17 protein-coding genes are annotated in these 20,892 nt (G+C 64.9%); 12 read left to right on the top strand and 5 right to left on the bottom strand.

The genetic code is table 11. The annotated features are described in order from the left end of the window. Positions 1-3: 3 nt before the first annotated feature. From PSm6_RS09935 to glmS, 8 genes are all read left to right on the top strand, one after another. Positions 4-540, top strand: a complete 537-nt coding sequence (locus tag PSm6_RS09935; RefSeq protein ID WP_021217148.1) for a F0F1 ATP synthase subunit delta — start codon at positions 4-6, stop codon at positions 538-540. Positions 541-561: 21 nt separating this feature from the next. After that, positions 562-2,106, top strand: coding sequence for a F0F1 ATP synthase subunit alpha (gene atpA, locus PSm6_RS09930; protein WP_021217149.1), 1,545 nt, complete (start codon positions 562-564; stop codon positions 2,104-2,106). Between the two features lie 50 nt (positions 2,107-2,156). Then, the gene (gene atpG / locus PSm6_RS09925) at positions 2,157-3,017 is read left to right on the top strand and encodes a F0F1 ATP synthase subunit gamma (protein ID WP_021217150.1); all 861 of its coding nucleotides are present in this window, start codon (positions 2,157-2,159) and stop codon (positions 3,015-3,017) included. Positions 3,018-3,047: 30 nt separating this feature from the next. Continuing rightward, the gene (gene atpD / locus PSm6_RS09920; protein ID WP_021217151.1) at positions 3,048-4,424 is read left to right on the top strand and encodes a F0F1 ATP synthase subunit beta; all 1,377 of its coding nucleotides are present in this window, start codon (positions 3,048-3,050) and stop codon (positions 4,422-4,424) included. 43 nt (positions 4,425-4,467) lie between these two features. Further along, entirely contained in the window at positions 4,468-4,893 is a 426-nt protein-coding gene (locus PSm6_RS09915; protein ID WP_021217152.1) for a F0F1 ATP synthase subunit epsilon, read from the top strand. A 99-nt stretch (positions 4,894-4,992) separates the two neighbouring features. Continuing rightward, on the top strand, positions 4,993-6,357 hold the full coding sequence (glmU, locus tag PSm6_RS09910) for a bifunctional UDP-N-acetylglucosamine diphosphorylase/glucosamine-1-phosphate N-acetyltransferase GlmU (RefSeq protein ID WP_265170148.1): 1,365 nt from the start codon (positions 4,993-4,995) through the stop codon (positions 6,355-6,357). Between the two features lie 116 nt (positions 6,358-6,473). Further along, positions 6,474-7,244 (top strand): DeoR/GlpR family DNA-binding transcription regulator, encoded by a 771-nt coding sequence (locus tag PSm6_RS09905; protein ID WP_021217154.1) that lies wholly within the window; start codon positions 6,474-6,476, stop codon positions 7,242-7,244. A gap of 11 nt (positions 7,245-7,255) precedes the next feature. After that, a complete protein-coding gene (glmS, locus tag PSm6_RS09900) occupies positions 7,256-9,088 on the top strand; it encodes a glutamine--fructose-6-phosphate transaminase (isomerizing) (RefSeq protein WP_265170147.1) in 1,833 nt (610 codons plus the stop codon). A gap of 73 nt (positions 9,089-9,161) precedes the next feature. Here the strand turns inward: glmS and folE2 are convergent, their stop codons facing one another. Further along, complete coding sequence (gene folE2 / locus PSm6_RS09895; RefSeq protein ID WP_265170146.1) at positions 9,162-10,082, bottom strand: GTP cyclohydrolase FolE2; 921 nt, start codon at positions 10,080-10,082, stop codon at positions 9,162-9,164. 69 nt (positions 10,083-10,151) lie between these two features. Between folE2 and dksA the strand changes: the two genes are divergently transcribed. The 3 genes from dksA to PSm6_RS09880 are packed head-to-tail and all read left to right on the top strand — an operon-like array spanning position 10,152 to position 12,471. Next, positions 10,152-10,571 carry an RNA polymerase-binding protein DksA gene (gene dksA, locus PSm6_RS09890; protein WP_265170145.1) on the top strand — a complete coding sequence of 140 codons (420 nt, stop codon included), beginning with the start codon at positions 10,152-10,154 and terminating at the stop codon, positions 10,569-10,571. 50 nt (positions 10,572-10,621) lie between these two features. Next, complete coding sequence (zigA, locus tag PSm6_RS09885; RefSeq protein ID WP_265170144.1) at positions 10,622-11,827, top strand: zinc metallochaperone GTPase ZigA; 1,206 nt, start codon at positions 10,622-10,624, stop codon at positions 11,825-11,827. After that, on the top strand, positions 11,827-12,471 hold the full coding sequence (locus PSm6_RS09880; RefSeq protein ID WP_021217159.1) for a DUF1826 domain-containing protein: 645 nt from the start codon (positions 11,827-11,829) through the stop codon (positions 12,469-12,471). The genes zigA and PSm6_RS09880 overlap by 1 nt, the downstream gene beginning before the upstream one ends. Before the next feature lie 97 nt (positions 12,472-12,568). Here the strand turns inward: PSm6_RS09880 and PSm6_RS09875 are convergent, their stop codons facing one another. Further along, positions 12,569-12,955: an NADH:ubiquinone oxidoreductase gene (locus PSm6_RS09875; protein ID WP_265170143.1), complete on the bottom strand. Its 387-nt coding sequence runs from the start codon at positions 12,953-12,955 to the stop codon at positions 12,569-12,571. Positions 12,956-13,037: 82 nt separating this feature from the next. Between PSm6_RS09875 and PSm6_RS09870 the strand changes: the two genes are divergently transcribed. Next, a complete protein-coding gene (locus tag PSm6_RS09870) occupies positions 13,038-14,003 on the top strand; it encodes a CobW family GTP-binding protein (RefSeq protein WP_265170142.1) in 966 nt (321 codons plus the stop codon). Positions 14,004-14,455: 452 nt separating this feature from the next. Here the strand turns inward: PSm6_RS09870 and PSm6_RS09865 are convergent, their stop codons facing one another. The 3 genes from PSm6_RS09865 to PSm6_RS09855 all read right to left on the bottom strand — a co-directional run bounded on the left by PSm6_RS09865 (position 14,456) and on the right by PSm6_RS09855 (position 20,892). Then, positions 14,456-15,763 (bottom strand): MFS transporter, encoded by a 1,308-nt coding sequence (locus PSm6_RS09865; protein ID WP_021217435.1) that lies wholly within the window; start codon positions 15,761-15,763, stop codon positions 14,456-14,458. A gap of 2,031 nt (positions 15,764-17,794) precedes the next feature. Next, the gene (mifR, locus tag PSm6_RS09860) at positions 17,795-19,135 is read right to left on the bottom strand and encodes a two-component system response regulator MifR (protein WP_265170141.1); all 1,341 of its coding nucleotides are present in this window, start codon (positions 19,133-19,135) and stop codon (positions 17,795-17,797) included. Continuing rightward, positions 19,132-20,892, bottom strand: coding sequence for a sensor histidine kinase (locus tag PSm6_RS09855; protein ID WP_265170140.1), 1,761 nt, complete (start codon positions 20,890-20,892; stop codon positions 19,132-19,134). The genes mifR and PSm6_RS09855 overlap by 4 nt, the downstream gene beginning before the upstream one ends.

Raw genomic sequence — 20,892 nt, 5'->3', positions numbered from 1 at the left:
ATCATGGCAGAACTGACCACGCTGGCCCGACCTTACGCCAAGGCTGCTTTCGAGTACGCCCAGGCCCATCAGCAGCTGGCCGCCTGGTCGGCCATGCTAGGCCTGGCCGCTGCGGTGTCCCAGGACACCACCATGCAGCAGGTGCTCAAAGCCCCGCGTCTGACGAGCGAAGAAAAAGCCAACACCTTTGTCGAGGTGGTTGGTGAGAAGTTCGATGCATCGGTAAGCAATTTCATCCACGTGCTCTCCGAGAACAGCCGCCTCGTGCTGCTGCCGGAAATCGCCGAACTGTTCGAGCTGTACAAGGCCGAGCAGGAGAAGTCGATCGACGTGGAAGTCACCAGTGCCTTTGCATTGAACACAGAACAGCAAGACAAACTCGCCAAGGTTCTCAGCGCACGGCTCAGCCGGGAAGTGCGCCTGCACGCCGCGGAGGATGCCAGCCTGATAGGCGGCGTCGTCATCCGTGCCGGCGACCTGGTTATCGATGGCTCGGTTCGCGGCAAGCTCGCGAAACTGGCCGAAGCGTTGAAATCCTGAGTTTGAAGGGGCAGCAGAGCAATGCAGCAACTCAATCCGTCCGAAATTAGTGAAATCATCAAGGGGCGCATCGAGAAACTCGACGTGTCCTCCCAAGCCCGTAACGAAGGCACCATCGTCAGCGTATCCGACGGTATCGTGCGTATTCACGGTCTGGCCGACGCGATGTACGGCGAGATGATCGAGTTCCCCGGTGGCGTCTATGGTATGGCGCTGAACCTGGAACAAGACTCCGTGGGTGCCGTGGTACTGGGTAGCTACCTGACCCTCGCCGAAGGCATGAGCGCCAAGTGCACCGGCCGCATCCTGGAAGTACCGGTTGGTCCGGAACTGCTGGGTCGCGTGGTCGATGCCCTGGGCAACCCGATCGACGGCAAAGGCCCTCTGAACAACGTCGCTACCGACGCTGTCGAGAAGGTTGCGCCGGGCGTGATCTGGCGTAAGTCGGTCGACCAGCCGGTACAGACCGGCTACAAGTCCGTCGACGCCATGATCCCGGTAGGCCGTGGCCAGCGCGAGCTGATCATCGGTGACCGTCAGATCGGCAAGACCGCCCTCGCGGTCGACGCCATCATCAACCAGAAGAACAGCGGCATCCGCTGCGTCTACGTTGCCATCGGTCAGAAGCAATCGACCATCGCCAACGTCGTGCGCAAGCTGGAAGAGAACGGCGCCCTGGCCAACACCATCGTGGTGGCTGCCTCGGCTTCCGAATCTGCTGCGCTGCAGTTCATCGCACCGTACGCCGGCTGCACCATGGGCGAGTACTTCCGCGACCGCGGCGAAGACGCGCTGATCGTTTATGACGATCTGTCCAAGCAAGCCGTTGCCTACCGCCAGATCTCCCTGCTGCTGCGCCGCCCGCCGGGCCGCGAAGCCTACCCGGGCGACGTGTTCTATCTCCACAGCCGTCTGCTGGAGCGCGCTTCCCGCGTTTCCGAAGAGTACGTCGAGAAGTTCACCAATGGCGCCGTGACTGGCAAGACCGGTTCCCTGACCGCTCTGCCGATCATCGAAACCCAGGCCGGTGACGTTTCCGCGTTCGTTCCGACCAACGTGATCTCCATCACCGACGGTCAGATCTTCCTGGAATCCGCCATGTTCAACTCGGGTATCCGTCCGGCCGTCAACGCCGGTATCTCGGTATCCCGCGTAGGTGGTGCAGCCCAGACCAAGATCGTCAAGAAGCTGTCCGGTGGCATCCGTACCGCCCTGGCCCAGTACCGTGAACTGGCGGCTTTCGCCCAGTTCGCCTCTGACCTGGACGAAGCGACCCGCAAGCAGCTGGAACACGGTCAACGCGTTACCGAGCTGATGAAGCAGAAGCAGTACGCGCCCATGTCGATCGCTGACATGTCGCTGAGCCTGTACGCGGCCGAACGTGGCTTCCTGCAGGACGTCGAAGTCGCCAAAGTCGGCGCCTTCGAGCAGGCCCTGATTGCCTACTTCAACCGGGATCACGCCGCTCTGCTGGCGAAGATCAACGAGAAGGGTGACTTCAACGACGAAATCGACGCTGGCCTCAAAGCCGGTATCGAGAAGTTCAAAGCCACCCAAACCTGGTAAGCCGCAGCGGGCGTCGCAAGACGCCCGCTTGCTAACCCGATAGGTGTCAAATGGCAGGCGCAAAAGAGATTCGCAGCAAGATTGCGAGCATCAAAAGCACGCAAAAGATCACCAGCGCCATGGAAAAGGTGGCCGTCAGCAAGATGCGCAGGGCTCAAATGCGCATGGCTGCCAGCCGTCCCTATGCGGAGCGTATCCGTCAGGTGATTGGTCATCTGGCCAACGCCAACCCGGAATACCGCCACCCGTTCATGATCGAGCGCGAAATCAAGCGTGTCGGTTATGTCGTGGTGAGCAGTGACCGTGGTCTGTGCGGTGGCTTGAACACCAACCTGTTCAAGGCCCTGGTCAAGGACATGTCGGCGAACCGCGAGAAGGGCGTGGAGATCGATCTCTGCGTGATCGGCAGCAAGGGTGCGGCATTCTTCCGCAACTTCGGCGGCAACGTCGTCGCAGCCATCAGCCAACTCGGCGAAGAGCCTTCGATCAACGACCTGATCGGCAGCGTCAAGGTGATGCTGGATGCCTACCTGGAAGGTCGTATCGACCGTCTCTCGGTAGTCTCCAACAAGTTCATCAACACCATGACCCAGAAGCCCACCGTGGAGCAGTTGGTTCCGCTGGTGGCAGATGCCGACCAGGATCTCAAGCACCACTGGGACTATCTCTACGAACCCGACGCCAAAGAGCTGCTGGACGGCCTGATGGTGCGCTACGTGGAGTCGCAGGTGTACCAGGCGGTCGTCGAGAACAACGCAGCCGAACAAGCGGCGCGGATGATCGCGATGAAGAACGCCACTGACAACGCCGGTGACCTGATCAGCGAACTTCAGCTGGTCTACAACAAGGCCCGTCAGGCTGCGATCACCCAAGAGATCTCGGAAATCGTCGGCGGCGCTGCCGCGGTTTAAGAACGGTTCAAATATTCAGAGGACCAAATGATGAGTAGCGGACGTATCGTTCAAATCATCGGCGCCGTCATCGACGTGGAATTCCCGCGTGACCAGGTGCCGAACGTCTACGAGGCGCTGAAAGTTCAAGGCGCTGAAACCACCCTCGAAGTTCAGCAGCAGCTGGGCGACGGCGTGGTACGTACCATTGCGATGGGTTCGACCGAAGGCCTGAAACGTGGCCTGGACGTCGCCAGCACTGGCAAGGCCATTTCCGTACCGGTGGGCAAAGCGACCCTCGGCCGGATCATGGACGTGCTGGGCAACCCGATCGACGAAGCCGGCCCCATTGGCGAAGAAGAGCAGTGGGAAATCCACCGCGCTGCTCCGTCCTATGCCGAGCAGGCTGGCTCCAACGAGCTGCTGGAAACCGGTATCAAGGTAATTGACCTGGTTTGCCCGTTCGCCAAGGGCGGCAAGGTCGGTCTGTTCGGTGGCGCCGGTGTCGGCAAGACCGTAAACATGATGGAACTGATCCGTAACATCGCCATCGAGCACAGCGGTTATTCCGTGTTCGCCGGTGTGGGTGAGCGTACCCGTGAGGGCAACGACTTCTACCACGAGATGAAGGACTCCAACGTTCTGGACAAAGTGGCCCTGGTATACGGCCAGATGAACGAGCCGCCGGGCAACCGTCTGCGCGTTGCACTGACCGGCCTGACCATGGCCGAGAAGTTCCGTGACGAAGGCCGTGACGTTCTGCTGTTCGTGGACAACATCTACCGCTACACCCTGGCCGGTACCGAAGTGTCCGCGCTGCTGGGTCGTATGCCGTCCGCGGTGGGTTACCAGCCGACCCTGGCTGAGGAAATGGGCGTTCTGCAAGAGCGCATCACCTCTACCAAGACCGGTTCGATCACCTCGATCCAGGCCGTATACGTTCCTGCGGACGACCTGACCGACCCGTCCCCGGCGACCACCTTCGCCCACCTGGACGCCACCGTCGTTCTGTCCCGTGACATCGCGTCCCTGGGTATCTACCCGGCCGTGGACCCGCTGGACTCCACCTCTCGCCAGCTCGACCCGCTGGTGATCGGTCAGGACCACTACGACACCGCGCGCGGCGTCCAGTACGTTCTGCAGCGTTACAAGGAACTGAAGGACATCATCGCGATCCTGGGTATGGACGAACTGTCCGAAGCGGACAAGCAGCTCGTATCCCGCGCTCGTAAGATCCAGCGCTTCCTGTCCCAGCCGTTCTTCGTGGCTGAAGTATTCACCGGTTCGCCCGGCAAGTACGTCTCCCTGAAGGACACCATCGCTGGCTTCAAAGGCATCCTCAACGGCGACTACGATCACCTGCCCGAGCAGGCGTTCTACATGGTCGGCGGCATCGAAGAAGCCATCGAGAAAGCGAAGAAACTGTAACCCCCTGGGCGCCCGGCGACGGGCGCTTACGTGAGGCAAGCGTATGGCTATTACTGTCCATTGCGATATCGTCAGCGCCGAAGCGGAGATCTTCTCCGGTCTGGTGGAGATGGTGATTGCGCACGGCAACCTCGGCGATCTGGGTATCGCGCCGGGTCACGCCCCGCTGATCACCGACCTCAAGCCGGGCCCGATCCGCTTGGTGAAGCAGGGTGGCGAGGAGGAGGTGTACTACATCTCCGGTGGTTTCCTCGAGGTGCAGCCGAACATGGTGAAGGTCCTGGCCGACACCGTTCTGCGCGCCGGCGACCTGGACGAAGCTGCTGCTCAGGAGTCCCTGCGGGCTGCTGAAAAGGCTCTGAACGAGAAGGGCGCGGAGTTCGATTACTCCTCCGCCGCTGCTCGCCTGGCCGAGGCTGCTGCCCAGCTGCGCACCGTCCAGCAGATCCGCAAGAAGTTCGGCGGCTAACCCCGCGCTCTTCATCGCAAGCGAGTAAAAGGGTAGCCTTGGCTACCCTTTTTCTTTTCCGGCAGTGCCGGTTATCCACAGGCTCGGAAGCTCCCCTCCATGTCACTCGATATCGTCATCCTCGCCGCTGGCCAGGGCACCCGCATGCGTTCGGCCCTGCCCAAGGTCCTCCACCCCATCGCTGGCAAGGCCATGCTCGGCCACGTCATCGACAGCGCGCGCAAGCTGCAGCCCCAGGGCATCCACGTGGTGATTGGCCATGGCGCCGACACGGTGAAGGAACGACTGGCAGCGGATGACCTCGGTTTCGTGATCCAGGCCGAGCAGCTGGGGACCGGCCACGCCGTCGCCCAGGCCCTGCCGCAGCTCAGCGCCGAACGCGTGCTGATCCTCTACGGCGACGTGCCGCTGATCGAAGTGGAGACCCTGGAGCGCCTGCTGCAGAAGGTCGGCCCCGAGCAACTGGCGCTGCTCACCGTCGAGCTGGACGACCCCACCGGCTACGGCCGCATCGTGCGTGACCAGCAAGGCGTGGTGAAGGCCATCGTCGAGCACAAGGACGCCAGCCCCGAGCAGCGTCTCATCCGTGAAGGCAACACCGGCATCCTCGCCGTGCCGGGCAAGTGCCTGGCCGACTGGCTGGGCCGCCTCTCCAACAACAACGCCCAGGGCGAGTACTACCTCACCGACGTCATCGCCATGGCCGTGGCCGATGGCCTGGTGGTCGCCACCGAGCAGCCCCAGGACGCCATGGAAGTGCAGGGCGCCAACGACCGCATCCAGCTTTCCGAGCTCGAGCGCCACTACCAGAAGCGCGCCGCCCGCCGTCTCATGGCCCAGGGCGTCACCCTGCTGGACCCGGCGCGCTTCGACCTGCGCGGCGAGGCCTCCGTCGGCCGCGACGTGCTCGTCGACGTCAACGTGATCCTCGAAGGTCGTGTGGTCATCGAAGACAACGTGCAGATCGGCCCCAACTGCGTGATCAAGGACAGCACCCTGCGCCGTGGCGCCATCGTCAAGGCCAACAGCCACCTGGATGGCGCCGAAGTGGGTGAGGGCGCCGATTGCGGCCCGTTCGCCCGCTTGCGTCCGGGCGCTGTACTGGGCGCCAAGGCCCATGTGGGTAACTTCGTCGAGATCAAGAACGCCGTCCTCGGCGAGGGCGCCAAGGCCGGCCACCTCAGCTACCTGGGGGATGCCGAGATCGGTGCGCGCACCAACATCGGTGCCGGCACCATCACCTGCAACTACGACGGCGCCAACAAATTCCGCACCGTCATGGGCGAAGACGTCTTCATCGGCTCCAACAGCGCCCTGGTCGCCCCGGTGACCCTGGGCGACGGCGCCACCACCGGTGCCGGCTCTACCATCACCCAGGACGTACCGGCCCACGCCCTGGCGGTCGGCCGTGCCAAGCAGCGCAACATCGAAGGCTGGAAACGCCCGGTGAAGCTGAAGAAATAGGCCTGTGGATAACTGCAAAAGGCGGCCTGTGCCGCCTTTTGTCGTTTTCGGTCTTGACGCAAAAGCTTCGTTGAGTTTTGATTCGCACACTTTTTCTTTCGAATCGAAACTTAAGCATGTCGAAGCGCAATACGCCGCAACGTCGCCACGCCATCCTCGCCCTGCTGGCCGAGCAGGGCGAAGTCAGTGTCGACGCGCTCGCCAAGGGTTTCGCCACTTCGGAAGTCACCATCCGCAAGGACCTCGCCGCCCTCGAGGCCAACGGCCTGCTGCTGCGCCGCTACGGCGGCGCCGTGCCGGTGCCCCAGGAGTTCATGGTCGAGGCCAGCCAGCCGGTCTCCCGCTACAAGCAGGCCATCGCCCGGGCCGCCGCTGATCGCATCCGCGAACATGCGCGGATCATCGTCGACAGCGGCAGCACCACCGCCGCGCTGATCCCCGAGCTGGGCCACCGCCCCGGCCTGGTGGTGATGACCAACTCGCTGAACGTCGCCACCGCCCTGCGCGACCTGGAACAGGAACCCGTGCTGCTGATGACCGGCGGCACCTGGGACCCGCACTCCGAGTCCTTCCAGGGCCAGGTGGCCGAGCAGGTCCTGCGCTCCTACGACTTCGACCAGCTGTTCATCGGTGCCGACGGCATCGACCTGGCCCGTGGCACCACCACCTTCAACGAACTGCTGGGCCTGTCGCGGGTCATGGCTGAGGTCGCCCGCGAGGTGATCGTCATGGTCGAGGCCGACAAGGTCGGGCGGCGCATCCCCAACCTGGAGCTGCCCTGGAGCAGCGTCCATACCCTGATCACCGACGAGCGCCTGCCCCAGGACGCTCGCCAACAGATAGAGGCGCGGGGCATCACCCTGGTCTGCGCGCCTGTGGATAACTGAGGAGAAAACTTATGTGTGGCATCGTCGGCGCAGTGGCTGAACGGAATATCACCGCCATCCTCGTGGAAGGCCTCAAGCGTCTCGAATACCGCGGTTACGACAGCGCCGGCGTCGCCGTGCTGGACAACGAAGGCGTGCTCCAGCGCCGCCGCCGCGTCGGCAAGGTCAGCGAGCTGGAACAGGCCCTGGCCGAGCAGCCCCTGGCCGGCCGCCTGGGCATCGCGCACACCCGCTGGGCCACCCACGGTGCGCCCACCGAGCACAACGCCCACCCGCACTTCTCCGGCGACCTGGCCCTGGTGCACAACGGCATCATCGAGAACCACGAAGCGCTGCGCGCCCAGCTCAAGGGCCAGGGCTACGTGTTCACCTCCGACACCGACACCGAAGTCATCGTCCACCTGCTGCACCACACCCTGGGCGAGGCCGGTGATCTTGCCGTCGCCCTCAAGGCCGTGGTCCCGCAACTCCACGGCGCCTACGGCTTGGCGGTGATCAACCGCGCCCAGCCCGACCGCCTGCTCGCCGCCCGCAGCGGCAGCCCCCTTGTGATCGGCCTCGGCCTGGGCGAGAACTTCCTCGCCTCCGACCAACTGGCCCTGCGCCAGGTCACCGACCGCTTCATGTACCTGGAGGAGGGCGACATCGCCGAAATCCGCCGCGACAGCGTGCAGGTCTGGGACCAGCAGGGCAACCCGGTGCAACGTGAGTCCGTGCAGTACCACGAAGGCGCCGAAGCCGCCGACAAGGGCGAGTACCGCCACTTCATGCTCAAGGAAATCCACGAGCAGCCCAAGGTCGTGCAGCGCACCCTGGAAGGCCGCCTGGGCTCCGACCACGTGTTGGTCCAGGCCTTTGGCCCGCAGGCCGCCGAGCTATTCGCCAAGGTGCGCAACGTGCAGATCGTGGCCTGCGGCACCAGCTACCACGCCGGCATGGTCGCTCGTTATTGGCTCGAAGAGCTGGCCGGCATCCCCTGCCAGGTGGAAGTGGCCAGCGAGTTCCGCTACCGCAAGGTGGTGGTCCAGCCCGACACCCTGTTCGTCACCATCTCCCAGTCCGGCGAGACCGCCGACACCCTGGCCGCCCTGCGCAACGCCCGCGCCGGTGGCTACCTGGCTAGCCTGGCCATCTGCAACGTCGGTACCAGCTCCCTGGTGCGTGAGTCCGACCTCACCTTGCTGACCCTCGCCGGCCCCGAGATCGGCGTCGCCTCCACCAAGGCCTTCACCACCCAACTGGTAGCCCTGCTGCTGCTCACCCTCAGCCTCGGCCAGGTGCGCGGCACCCTGGACAAGGCCGAGGAAGCGCGCCTGGTGGAAGCCCTGCGCCGCCTGCCGACCCACCTGGGCGAAGCCCTGGCCATGGACAAGACCGTGGAAAAGGTCGCCGAGCTGTTCGCCGAGAAGCACCACACCCTGTTCCTCGGCCGTGGCGCCCAGTACCCGGTGGCCATGGAAGGGGCGCTCAAGCTCAAGGAGATCTCTTACATCCACGCCGAGGCCTACCCGGCCGGCGAGCTCAAGCACGGCCCCCTGGCCCTGGTGGATGCGGACATGCCGGTGGTCACCGTCGCGCCCAACAACGAGCTGGTGGAAAAGCTCAAATCCAACCTGCAGGAAGTGCGCGCCCGTGGCGGCCAACTGGTGGTCTTCGCCGACCGCGAAGCCGGCATCGACAACGGCGAGGGCACCCACGTGGTGGCCATGCCGCACATCCTCGACGCCCTGGCACCGATCCTCTACACCCTGCCGTTGCAGTTGCTGTCCTACTACGTCGCCGTGCTCAAGGGCACCGACGTCGACCAGCCGCGCAACCTGGCCAAGTCCGTCACCGTGGAGTGATTCCCGGTCGATGAAGAAGGGCCTCCGCAAGGGGGCCTTTTCGTTTCCGCCGTGCGCTATCCGTGCTGGCTCTTCACGGAGCGCCACTCATGAGCGCCTGACCGCCAAGCGCCCATCCCCAGCTGGCGCAGGCCACCGCATCGTGGGCATGCAGGCTCTCCGCGTGGACCACGCGTAGCCTGTGCGCCTCCACCCAGGGCAGGGCCTTCAGGGCCTGGTCCAGGCGCCGGGCGGCGTCTTCGCAGAACAGCAGATTGTGGCCATTGGCTATTGCGAAGGCCTGCTCGTCGGCACGTTTGACCGCCGTCTGCAGGGCGGTACCCAGGGCTGCTTCGGCGCTGTCCAGCAGCTCCACCAGGGGCAGCTCATCGCCAGTAAGACGGACACGCAGGTGCGCCTGGCTGCGCTGGCTGTGGGGCGTCGCCGGCATGCCCGCCTGGCTGCCCAGCCACTCATGCACCTCCTCGAAGGACGCCAGGCGCTTGGCGAAGTGCTGGGCGAAGGCATTCTGTGTCGCCTGGCGTGACAGTGCCGCGGAGCAGGGGCAGGTGGATGAATAGCCCACCTCGGCCTGCAGTTCCACGTGAAACCCCCATGGATCCAAGCGTACAGCGATCTCGAAAGGATAAGCCTTGTAGCCGGACAGCGCGCTTACCAGCGCCGTGCGCTCCAGCAACAGCTCGCCACGCAGCACCAGGGAAGCGCTGCGGGAAAGGCCTTCGTGGCTGTCCAGGCAGCGCTGCAGCAGCTGGCGCAGCGCGGGCAGGGTCGCCGGCCTGTTGCCCAGCTCCTCACCCAGCGCCAGGTACAGCCGTGACATATGGATGCCCCGCGTATTGGCATCGTCGAGGCTGACGCCTATATCCACCCGCGCCTGTACCGGTTGGCCGCAGAGGATAAGGGGCAGGGCGATATCCCCCATGCCCACCCAGTCGAGGGCGCCGTGGCAGGGGGCGTTCTGGATGGCCATGTCGGGCAGGGTCTGGATGTTCATCGTTGATCCGGGCTTGGATTCGACTGAATATGTTATGTTATAACACTTGAAAATCAAGCGAACACCATCATGCCCGATCTTCCCTTCAGCGAGCAGGAACTGCTCGACCAGCCCGCCGACCGCTACATGGACGACGCCCAGCAGACCTACTTCCGCCTGCTGCTGCTGACGGAACGCGATGACCTGCGTGCCCGCATCGACGAAGAAATCGACGAGCTGCGCGAAGCGCAACCGGCCAGCGACGACGTCGACATCGCCAGCCGCGAGGAGCAGCGCCAATGGCAGCTGCGCCGCCTGGAGCGGGAAAAGAAGCTGCTCGACAAGATCGACGGCGCCCTCGATCGCCTGGCCCGTGGCGAATACGGCTGGTGCCTGGAGACCGGCGAGCCCATCGGCCTGCGCCGCCTGCTGCTGCGCCCGACCGCCGAACTGTGCATCGAAGCCAAGGAACGCCAGGAACAACGCGAGCGCCACCGGCGCGAAGCCTGAGAACCCACAGAGCGGCCACCCGAGCCGCCCAGCCTGAACCGGAGAACCCCATGACCGCCCGACTCCCCGTCACCCTGCTTTCCGGCTTCCTCGGCGCTGGCAAGAGCACCCTGCTCAACCACGTGCTGAAGAACCGCGAAAACCTGCGCGTCGCCGTGATCGTCAACGACATGAGCGAAATCAACATCGACGGCAGCGAGGTGCAGCGCGACGTCAGCCTCAACCGCGCCGAGGAGCGCCTGGTGGAGATGAGCAACGGCTGCATCTGCTGCACCCTGCGCGAAGACCTGCTGGAAGAGGTCAGCCGCCTCGCCGGCGAAGGGCGCTTCGACTACCTGCTGATCGAATCCACCGGCATCTCCGAACCGTTGCCGGTGGCGGAGACTTTCACCTTCCGCGACGAGCAGGGCCAGAGCCTGTCCGACCTGGCGCGGCTGGACACCCTGGTCACCGTAGTCGACGGCGTGAACTTCCTGCGTGACTTCCACGAAGCGCAAAGCCTCGCCAGCCGTGGCGAAACCCTGGGTGAGGAAGACGAGCGCTCCATCACCGACCTGCTGATCGAGCAGGTGGAGTTCGCCGACGTCATCCTCATCAGCAAGATCGACCTCATCAGCCAGGCCGAGCGCGAGGAGCTGACCGCCATCCTCAGCCGCCTCAACACCCACGCCGAGATCCTGCCCATGAGCATGGGCCAGGTGCCCCTGGAGAAGATTCTCGACACTGGCCGCTTCGACTTCGATCGTGCCGCCGAAGCCCCCGGCTGGCTCAAGGAACTGCGCGGCGAGCACGTGCCGGAAACCGAGGCCTATGGCATCGCCTCCACCGCCTACCGGGCGCGCCGGCCCTTCCACCCCGAGCGCTTCCACGCATTCCTCAATCGTGAATGGAGCAACGGCCGGCTGCTGCGCTCCAAGGGCTTCTTCTGGCTGGCCAGCGCCTGGCGCGAGGCGGGCAGCTGGTCCCAGGCCGGCGGGCTGATGCGCTACGGGCATGCCGGGCGCTGGTGGCGCTTCGTGCCGCGCGAGCAGTGGCCGACGGACGAAGACGGCTTGGGCGCGGTGATGAAGCACTGGGATGCGGAGGTGGGCGATTGCCGCCAGGAGCTGGTGTTCATCGGCCAGGGCATCGACTTCGAGCGGCTGCACGCCGAGCTGGACGCCTGCCTGCTGGATGCCACCGAGATGGCCCAGGGCGTGGAGGGCTGGGCGCGCCTGCCCGACCCCTTCGGCGGCCTGGTCGGGGAGGCCGCCTGATGCAAGCCCTGGCCTTGCGCCCCCAACCCCGGGTGGCGACCAGCGACAACCTGGCAGTGTTGAGCGAAGCGCTGCGCGACGAGGTCAACCTCGCCGTGTGGGAGCGCCGCCTGCCCCTGCACATCAGCGACTACGCCCAGTGCCTGCTGGGGCTCGGGGAGCCGCTGAGCGAGTCCCTGACCCTGGAGCTGCCAGACCCTGAAGCCACCCTCGACCTGGACAGCCTGGCCCGGCGCTTCGCCGACATCGACGGACATGCCGCCTTCCTCGCCGACGTCGCCTGGCTGGTGCGCGCCTTCGCCTGCCTGCTGGATGCGCGGCGCATCGGCCTGCGCCTGCGCCGCCTGGACCGCGCCATGTGCCCGCGCTACCACGTCGACCATGTACCGCTGCGGCTGATCACCACCTATGCCGGTGTGGGCAGCCACTGGCTGCAGGAAGGGCAGATGCCACGCAGCCGCCTGGGTGACCCCGCCGCCGAGCCGAAGGCCGTGCCGGCCGGGCAGACCCTGGCGCCGGGTCATGTGGCGTTGTTCAAGGGCGAAAAGTGGCTGGGCAACGAGGGGCGAGGGGTTATCCACAGGTCGCCCGACGTCATGCCGGGTGATGCGCGCCTGCTGCTGACCCTGGACTGGCTGGCCTGACGAGGCGCTCCGCAGCGCGAAAAAAAGGGCCACCCGAAGGCGGCCCTGTATCACCGAGGCCCTACCGGCTGGGCCGGTACGGGCGAGGTACCCAAGGCTATTGCACATCAGGGCTGTTACCGGCTGATGACGATGGGCTTTCCCAGGTTCCCTTGCTCTGCCCCTCGCAGAAGGGCTTGAGGTAGCGCGCGTCGGTGACCACGCCGTAGTAGTGGATGTCCTGGCGGTAGGCGATGTTGCTCACCTGGGCGTTGCTGCACACGCCGAAGGCACCGCTCGGGCACTGGTCGGCGTAGCTCACCTCCACCTTCTGCCCGGGCATCTGCGGCTTGCAGAAGCCGTCGCGGAACAGCTGCGGCGGGATGCTGCGGTTCTGCTGGCAGACCTTCACATCGAGCTGGTCGCTCTGGCTGTGGACGATGCAGGCCTCGGCCAGCGCATCGGCGCACAGGACCAGCAGCAGGGGCAGTAGGCAGAGACGCATGAACGCAGGACCTCGGGAAATTAATGGGCGCGACTCTAGCACGAGGCTTTATTCCGAACCCGTGACGCAGCACCATAGCGCGATGCTTGCCCATATCCCCACCCACCTGGTGGCCGGCCCCCTGGGCGCCGGCAAGACCAGTCTCATCCGCCACCTCCTGGCGCAGCGCCCCAGCGACGAGCGCTGGGCGGTGCTGATCAACGAATTCGGCCTGGTCGGCCTGGACGCCGCGCTGCTGGAAACCGGCGACGACGGCATCGCCCTGGCCGAGGTGGCCGGTGGCTGCCTGTGCTGCGTCAACGGCGCGCCCTTCCAGGTCGGGCTCGGTCGCCTGCTGCGCAAGGCCCGGCCGGACCGACTGTTCATCGAACCGTCTGGCCTCGGCCACCCCGCCGAGCTGATGCGCCAGCTGCGCGAGCCGCCTTGGGAAGGCGTGCTGGCCCTGCAGCCGAGCCTGCTGGTGCTGGATGCCGCCGCCCTGGCCCGTGGCGATGCCCTGCCCGACAGCCAGCGCGATGCCCTCGAAGGCGCCGGCCTGCTGGTGCTGAACAAGGCCGAGAACCTCGATGCCGATACCCGCGAGCAGGTGGCCGAGCAACTACCTCGCTTGCCACTGAGCTGGACGGTGCAGGGCCGCCTGCCCCTGGCCGACCTGCCGGGGCTCGAGGCCAGGGCCGGTGCCGCTGTGGATAACCCGGCCCTGCCCACTGGCCAGGCGGCTCCGCCCGCGCTGTGGATAAACCCCGGGCAGCCCATCATCCAGGCACAAGGTGCGGCGGATGGCTGGACCATCGGCTGGCGCTGGCACCCCTCCCAGACCTTCGAGCTGATGCGCGTGCAGCTGTGGCTGGCGAGCCTCGGCTGGCGCCGCGCCAAGCTGGTTATCCACAGCAACGCCGGCTGGCTGTCCGGCAATGCCCTGGACGGCGCGCCGCTTCACTGGCAGGCCAGCGAATGGCGCAAGGACTCGCGGCTGGAGCTGATCTTCTCCACGCCCCAGGACGAGGAAGCGCTCAAGGCTGGATTCGAAGCCTGTCGGCTGACTTGAGCCGTACCGTCGCTCCGACGGAAGCCCTCAAGCGCACCGCAATATGTAAACCTGGCGAAGGAGTTGGAGCAGCCGCCAACGCCCCTCCAGGAGGCCGAACGCAGTCGTTGCGCCGGGGGACGAGCGGCATGGATGCCGCGAGAGGCGCGCCAGGCCATGGATGGCCCATCGCGCCGGCCCCTAGAGCAGCGATGGAGTGAGGGAACCCCGGCGAAGCCGGGGCCGGATGATGGGGCAAGCCTCTTTGGTTTCTTTCTTGGCGACTGAAGAAAGAGACTCGCCCGGGTGGGCGAAACCAAAAGCGTCAGTAAAGCTCGGTAATCAGCTGGGCTCAAGATTCTCCAGCAACACTTAACCCAGACCGCACAAACGAAAACGGGCCCTCACGGGCCCGTCTTCGGGAATAAAACGGCTACGGATTAGCGCAGCCAGAGCCACGGGGGCTCAAGGGATCAATCGTCGTTCATCCGCGAGTGGGTGCGGGTGTCCTTCATGAACACGTACACCAGCAGCGAGCAGGCGATGCAGGCGGTCACGTACCAGTAGAAGCCGCTCTCCATGCCGATGCTCTTGAACCACAGCGCCACGTACTCGGCGGTGCCGCCGAAGATGGACACGGTCAGCGCGTAGGGCAGGCCCACGCCCAGGGCACGGATCTCGGTGGGGAACAGCTCGGCCTTCACCACGGCGTTGATCGAGGTGTAGCCGCTGACGATGATCAGCGCCGCCATGATCAGGAAGAACGCGCCCCACCAGGTATCGATGGTGTGCAGGGTGCTGAGGATCGGGTAGGTGAACAGGGTGCCCAGCACGCCAAAGGCGATCAGGATCGGACGGCGGCCGACCTTGTCCGAGAGCGCGCCCACCAGGGGCTGCAGCAGCATGAACAGGAACAGGGTGGCGGCCGAGATCATGGTCGAGTCGTTCTTGCTCATGCCGACCGTGTTGACCAGGTATTTCTGCATGTAGGTGGTGTAGGTGTAGAAGGCCAGGGTGCCGCCCATGGTCAGGCCGATCACGGTGAACACTTCCTTGGGGTGGCGCATCAGGGTGCGCAGCAGGCTTTCCTTCGGCTTGTCCTTCTTCTTGGTGAAGGACTCGGTCTCTTCCATGCCGCGACGCAGGAACATCGCCACCACCGCGCACAGGGCGCCGATGAAGAAGGGCACGCGCCAGCCCCAGCTTTCCAGCTGCTCGGTGGTGAGGGTCTGCTGGAGGATGATCAGCACCGCCAGGGCGATGAGCTGGCCGGAGATCAGGGTCACGTACTGGAAGCTGGAGAAGAAGCCGCGACGCTCCTTGGTCGCCATCTCCGACAGGTAGGTGGCCGAGGTGCCGTATTCGCCACCGACCGACAGGCCCTGCAGCAGGCGGGCGACCACCAGCAGGATGGGCGCGGCGATGCCGATGGTTTCATAGCTGGGGGTCAGCGCGATGATCAGCGAGCCGAAGCACATCAGCAGGACCGAGGCCAGCAGCGCGGCTTTGCGGCCCTTGCGGTCGGCGTAGATGCCCATCAGCCAGCCGCCGATCGGGCGCATCAGGAAGCCCACGGCGAAGATCGCGGCGGTGTTCAGGAGCTGGGCGGTCAGGTCGCCCTGAGGGAAGAAGGCCTTGGCGAAATACAGCGAGAAGGCGGCGTAGACGTACCAGTCGTACCACTCGACCAGGTTGCCCACCGAGCCGCTGAAAATGGATTTGATGCGTTGCGAGGTGGTGCGGGGTGCTGCTGAGGCAGTCAGGGTGCTGGTGCTTTCCATCGTGTTTCCTCGAGTCATAGTTGTTGTTGTAGGCACGGCTCTCGCCGCGCTTGGGGTGCGGGCACATAGCAGGAGCTGTGCCAGCGCCGCAAAGCGCCGGAATAGAAGGCTCGGAGGGATTTCACAGGGCATTTGTGCGCGGATTGGCGCTTATCGCGAAGGGGTCATAAGCGGGATTCCGCCTATCCATTGATGGCCAGGTAGGGGCGAATTGATTCGCCAAGCGGTGCGCAGCGCCGCCGCCCCAACCGAGCTATCCACAATGACTTTTCTGGGCGAATGAAATCGCCCCTGCATTGCCCACAATTACTGTGGAGCCAATTGTTGGCGGCCTGTGGATAGATTGCTGCACGCCAGTGGATACGGCACTTTCAGGGCGATGCTCATATATTGAGCAGTGCCACCTATTCGCGGTTGAAACCGCTCCTACAGTCAGACGAGCCCCCGTGGGAGCGAATTCATTCGCGAAGAAATCCCCAGGCGAGCGGCTTCATCCCCAGTTGCCCACAATTGCTGTGGAGCCAACTGTTGGCTGGCTGTGGATAGATTGCTTGGAGCCAGTCATAAAGGGGCTTTCAAGCTTGTGCTCAGACTTTGACCAGTGCCGCCTATTCGCGGTTGAAACCGCTCCCACGGGCAGGCGAGCACCGTGGGAGTGAATTTATTCGCGAAGAAATCCCCAGGCGAAGGGATTAATCCCCAGTTGCCCACAATGTCTGTGGAGCCAACTGTTGGTTGGCTGTGGATAGATTGCTTAGGGCCAGTCATAGCGCTGCTTTCAAGCTTGTGCCCAGATTTCGACCAGTGCCACCCGTTCACGGTTGAAACCGTTCCCACAGGCAGACGAGCCCCCGTGGGAGTGAATTCACTCGCGAAGAAATCCCCAGGCGAACGGATTCATCCCCAGTTGCCCACAATAGATGTGGAGCCAACTGTTGGTTGTCTGTGGATAAATCGCTTGGCGCCAGTAAAAGCAGTGCTTTCAGGGTTGTGCTCAGACTTTGACCAGTGCCGCCTATTCGCGGTTGAAACCGCTCCCACAGGCAGGCGAGCACCCGTGGGAGTGAATTTATTCGCGAAGAAATCCCCAGGCGAACGGATTCATCCTCAGTTGCCCACAATAGCTGTGGAGCCAACTGTTGGCGGGCTGTGGATAGATTGCTTGGTGCCAGTCAAATCAGTGCTTTCAAGCTTGTGCTCATATTTCGACCAGTGCCACCCATTCACGGTTGAAACCGTTCCCACAGGCAGACGAGCCCCCGTGGGAGCGAATTCACTCGCGAAGAAATCCCCAGGCGAGCTAGTTCATCCCCAGTTGCTCACAATTACTGTGGAGCCAACTGTGAGTGGACTGTGGATATATTTCTGTATGCCAGCAACAGCGCTGCTTTCAAGCTTGTGCTCAGATATTGAGCAGTGCCACCTATTCGCGGTTGAAACCGCTCCCACAGGGAGACAAGCACCCGTGGGAGCGAATTTATTCGCGAAGAAATCCCCAGGCGAACAGATTTATCCCCAGTTTCCCACAATGTCTGTGGAGCCAACTGTTAACTGTCTGTGGATAAATCGCTTGGCGCCAGTAACAGCGGTGCTTTCAGGGTTGTGATCAGAATTTGACCAGTGCCGCCTATTCGCAGTTGAAACCGCTCCCACAGGCAGGCGAGCACCCGTGGGAGCGAATTCATTGGCGAAGAAATCCCCAGGCAAACGGATTCATCCCCAGTTGCCCACAATAGCTGTGGAGCCAACTGTTGGCGGGCTGTGGATAGATTGCTTGGTGCCAGTCAAATCAGTGCTTTCAAGCTTGTGCTCATATTTCGATCAGTACCGCCCATTCACGGTTGAAACCGTTCCCACAGGCAGACGAGCCCCCGTGGGAGCGAATTCACTCGCGAAGAAATCCCCAGGCGAACGCATTCATTCCCAGTTGCCCACAATGTCTGTGGAGCCAACTGTGAGCGGCCTGTGGATAGTTTTCTGTATGCCAGTCGCTACGGTGCTTTCAGGGCTGTGCTCAGCTTTTGACCGCTTTCAGTCTTCATCACCCGGCAGGAACTCGCCCCGGGCCAGGCCGTGGCGTTGCATCTTTTCGTTGAGGGTGCGGCGGGGCAGTTGCAGCAGTTCCATCACTGCCTTGATGTCGCCCTTGCTGCGGGCCAGGGCCTGGCGCAGGCATTGGGCCTCGTAGGTTTCCATCAGCTCGGCCAGGGAGGGCGCGGCGTTGTCGGCTACTTGCCCGCCTGTGGATAACCCCAGCACATGGCGCTCGGCGGCGTTGACCAGCTCGCGCACGTTGCCCGGCCAGTCATGGGCCAGTAGTTGCGCCAGCTCGGCGGGGGTGAGGCTCGGGACCGGGCGGCCGAGGCGTTCGCTGGCCAGGGCGGCGAAGTGCTCGAACAGCAGCGGCACGTCTTCGCGGCGCTCGCGCAGGGCGGGCAGCTGCAGCTCGGCGACGTTGAGGCGGTAAAGCAGGTCTTCGCGGAAGCGCCCGGCGCGCACTTCCTCCTTGAGGTCCGGTTTGGTGGCGGCGATCACCCGCAGGTCGACGCGGATGCTCTGGTTCGAGCCCAGGCGCTCCAGCTGCTGCTCCTGCAATACGCGCAGCAGCTTCACCTGCTGGGCCAGGGGCATGCTCTCGATCTCGTCGAGAAACAGGGTGCCGCCGTCGGCATGTTCCAGCTTGCCGATGCGTTTGCCCTGGGCACCGGTGAAGGCGCCGCTCTCATGGCCGAACAGCTCGCTCTCGAACAGGTTCTCCGGGATGGCCGCGCAGTTCAGCGCCACGAAGGGCTTGCCGGCGCGTGGGCCGAACTCGTGCAGGCAGCGGGCGACCAGTTCCTTGCCGCTGCCGGTGTCGCCGCGCAGGAGGATGTTCACCGGCGTCTGGGCCAGGTCCAGCACCTGGCGGCGCAGCTGTTCCATGGGGCGGGAGAAACCCATCAGTTGCCCATCGAGGCGGGTGCGGTCGTCCACCTGGCGACGCAGGCGGCGGTTCTCCTGGGTCAGGCGGCGCTTTTCCAGGGCCCGGCGCAGGCTGCCCAGCAGGCGCTCGGGGGTGAAGGGTTTTTCGATGAAGTCGTAGGCGCCCAGGCGCATGGCCTCCACCGCCTGGGGCACGTCGCCGTGGCCGGTGACCAGCAGGAAGGGCAGCTCGCGGTCCAGCGCCTGCACCGCTTCCAGCAGGGCCATGCCGTCCATGCCGGGCATGCGCAGGTCGCTGATCACCACGCCCTCGAAGTCGGCGTCGAGCCCGTCCAGGCATTCGGCGGCGCTGGCGCACAGGCGCACGGTGAAGCCCGAGAGCTCCAGCCACTCGCGCACCGCTTCGCGGATCGCGGCCTCGTCGTCGACGAAGATCAGGTTCGGGGTCATGGCTGCTCCTCGGCAGGATCAAAGATGGGCAGGCACAGGCGGAACACCGCGCCGGCGTCACGGTTACCGGCGCTCAGCCGGCCCCCCAGTTCATGGACGATGGCATAGGAAACCGCCAGGCCGAGGCCGAGCCCTTCGCCCACCGGCTTGGTGGTGAAGAAGGGGTCGAACACCTGGGCCAGGGTGGCCTCGGGGATGCCGCCGCCGTTGTCGGCGACCTCCAGGCACCAGTGGGCATCGTCCCGTTGCAGGCGGATGTCGATGCGCGGCTCGGCCTGGCCGGCGACCGCGTCGAGGGCGTTGCGCAGCAGGTTGACCAGCACCTGCTCCAGGCGGATGGCATCGCCCTGCACCCAGGCCAATGGGCGCGGGTGCTGTTCGATGTGCACGGCACTGTCACGCAGGCGCGGCGCCAGCAGCTGCAGGGCCTTGTCCACCACGCTGCCCAGCTCCAGCTTCTCGCGCAGGCCGCCGGGGCTCTGCCGGGCATAGGTCTTCAGGTGGCCGGTGAGGGCGGCCATGCGTTGCAGCAGTTCGTCGTGGCGGCCGAGGGCGTTACGCGCCTGCTCCAGCTGGCCGTTGTCGAGCATCAGGCGCAGGCTGCCCAGGTGCATGTGCAGAGCGGTGAGCGGCTGGTTGATCTCGTGGGCGAGGGCGGCGGACATCTGCCCCAGAGCCGCCAGCTTGGCCGCCTGCACCAGGCCGTCCTGGGCGGTGCGCAGGGCGGCGGTGCGCTGTTCCACCAGGCGTTCGAGTTCGTCGTGGCTCTGCCGGCGCAGCCGCGCCAGGCGCCAGCGCTGGTGCAGGAACAGGGCGAGGAAGAACAGCGCCAGCCACAGCCCGCCAGCGGCCAGGCTGGCGTCGCGGGCGTTGCCGGCGGCGTTCTGCGGGCGGTGCAGCAGGTGCAGGGTCCAGCCTTCGCTGGGCAGCGCCAGGGATTCCCACAGGTAGTCGGCCTCGCCATCGGGGCCCTGCACGCGCACCAGGCGGCTGTCGTCGCCGAAGTCATCGAGGGTGCGGTGCACCAGGGGCGTCAGCGGCTTCTTGTCGTACTGGCGGGTGGCGGCCAGTTCGGCACGTTGCGCGGCGTCGATCGGCGCCAGTTCGCGGTAGCGCCACTGCGGCTGGTTGGCGATGAAGACGATGCCCTTGGCGTCGCTGACCAGGATGGTGTCCGGGCGCTCGCGCCACTGCTGTTCGATCTCGGGGAACTCCAGCTTCACCACGATGGCGCCGAGGAAGTGGCCGGTTTCGTCGTGGATGGCGTGGGAAAGGAAGTAGCCGGGGATGCCGCTGACCACGCCCACCGCGTAGAAGCGCCCGGTGCCGTGGGTGCGGGTCTGCAGGAAGTAGGGGCGGAAGCCGTAGTTGTGGCCCACGTAGCTGGTGGGCAGGCGCCAGTTGCTGGCGGCGATGGCCAGGCCGTCGCTGCGCATCAGCTCGAGGGTGGAGGAGTGGGCGGCGCCGTTGATGCGTTCCAGCTTGAGATTGAGGCGCTGCTGCAGCTCGGGTGACAGCGGTTGCTGCAGGGCTTCGCGCAGTTCCGGGTCGAGGGCGAGCACGGCGGGCAGGGCGCGGTAGCGGTCGATCAGGGTGCTCAGCGCGTCGGCGTAGAGGCCCAGCTGGGCGCCGGCCTGCTGGCCCTCCTCACGCAGGGCCTGGCGCTCGGCGTGGCGGCCGGCCAGGTGCATCGTCAGCAGCAGGCCGGCGAACAGCAGCAGGGTCAGCAGGGCGATGCGCAGGGAACGGGGCAGCAC

It is taken from the genome of Pseudomonas solani (assembly GCF_026072635.1).
GTDB lineage: Bacteria > Pseudomonadota > Gammaproteobacteria > Pseudomonadales > Pseudomonadaceae > Metapseudomonas > Metapseudomonas solani.
Note: the sequence above shows the minus strand (reverse complement) of the source record. Positions and strands in the feature narration are given on the sequence as shown.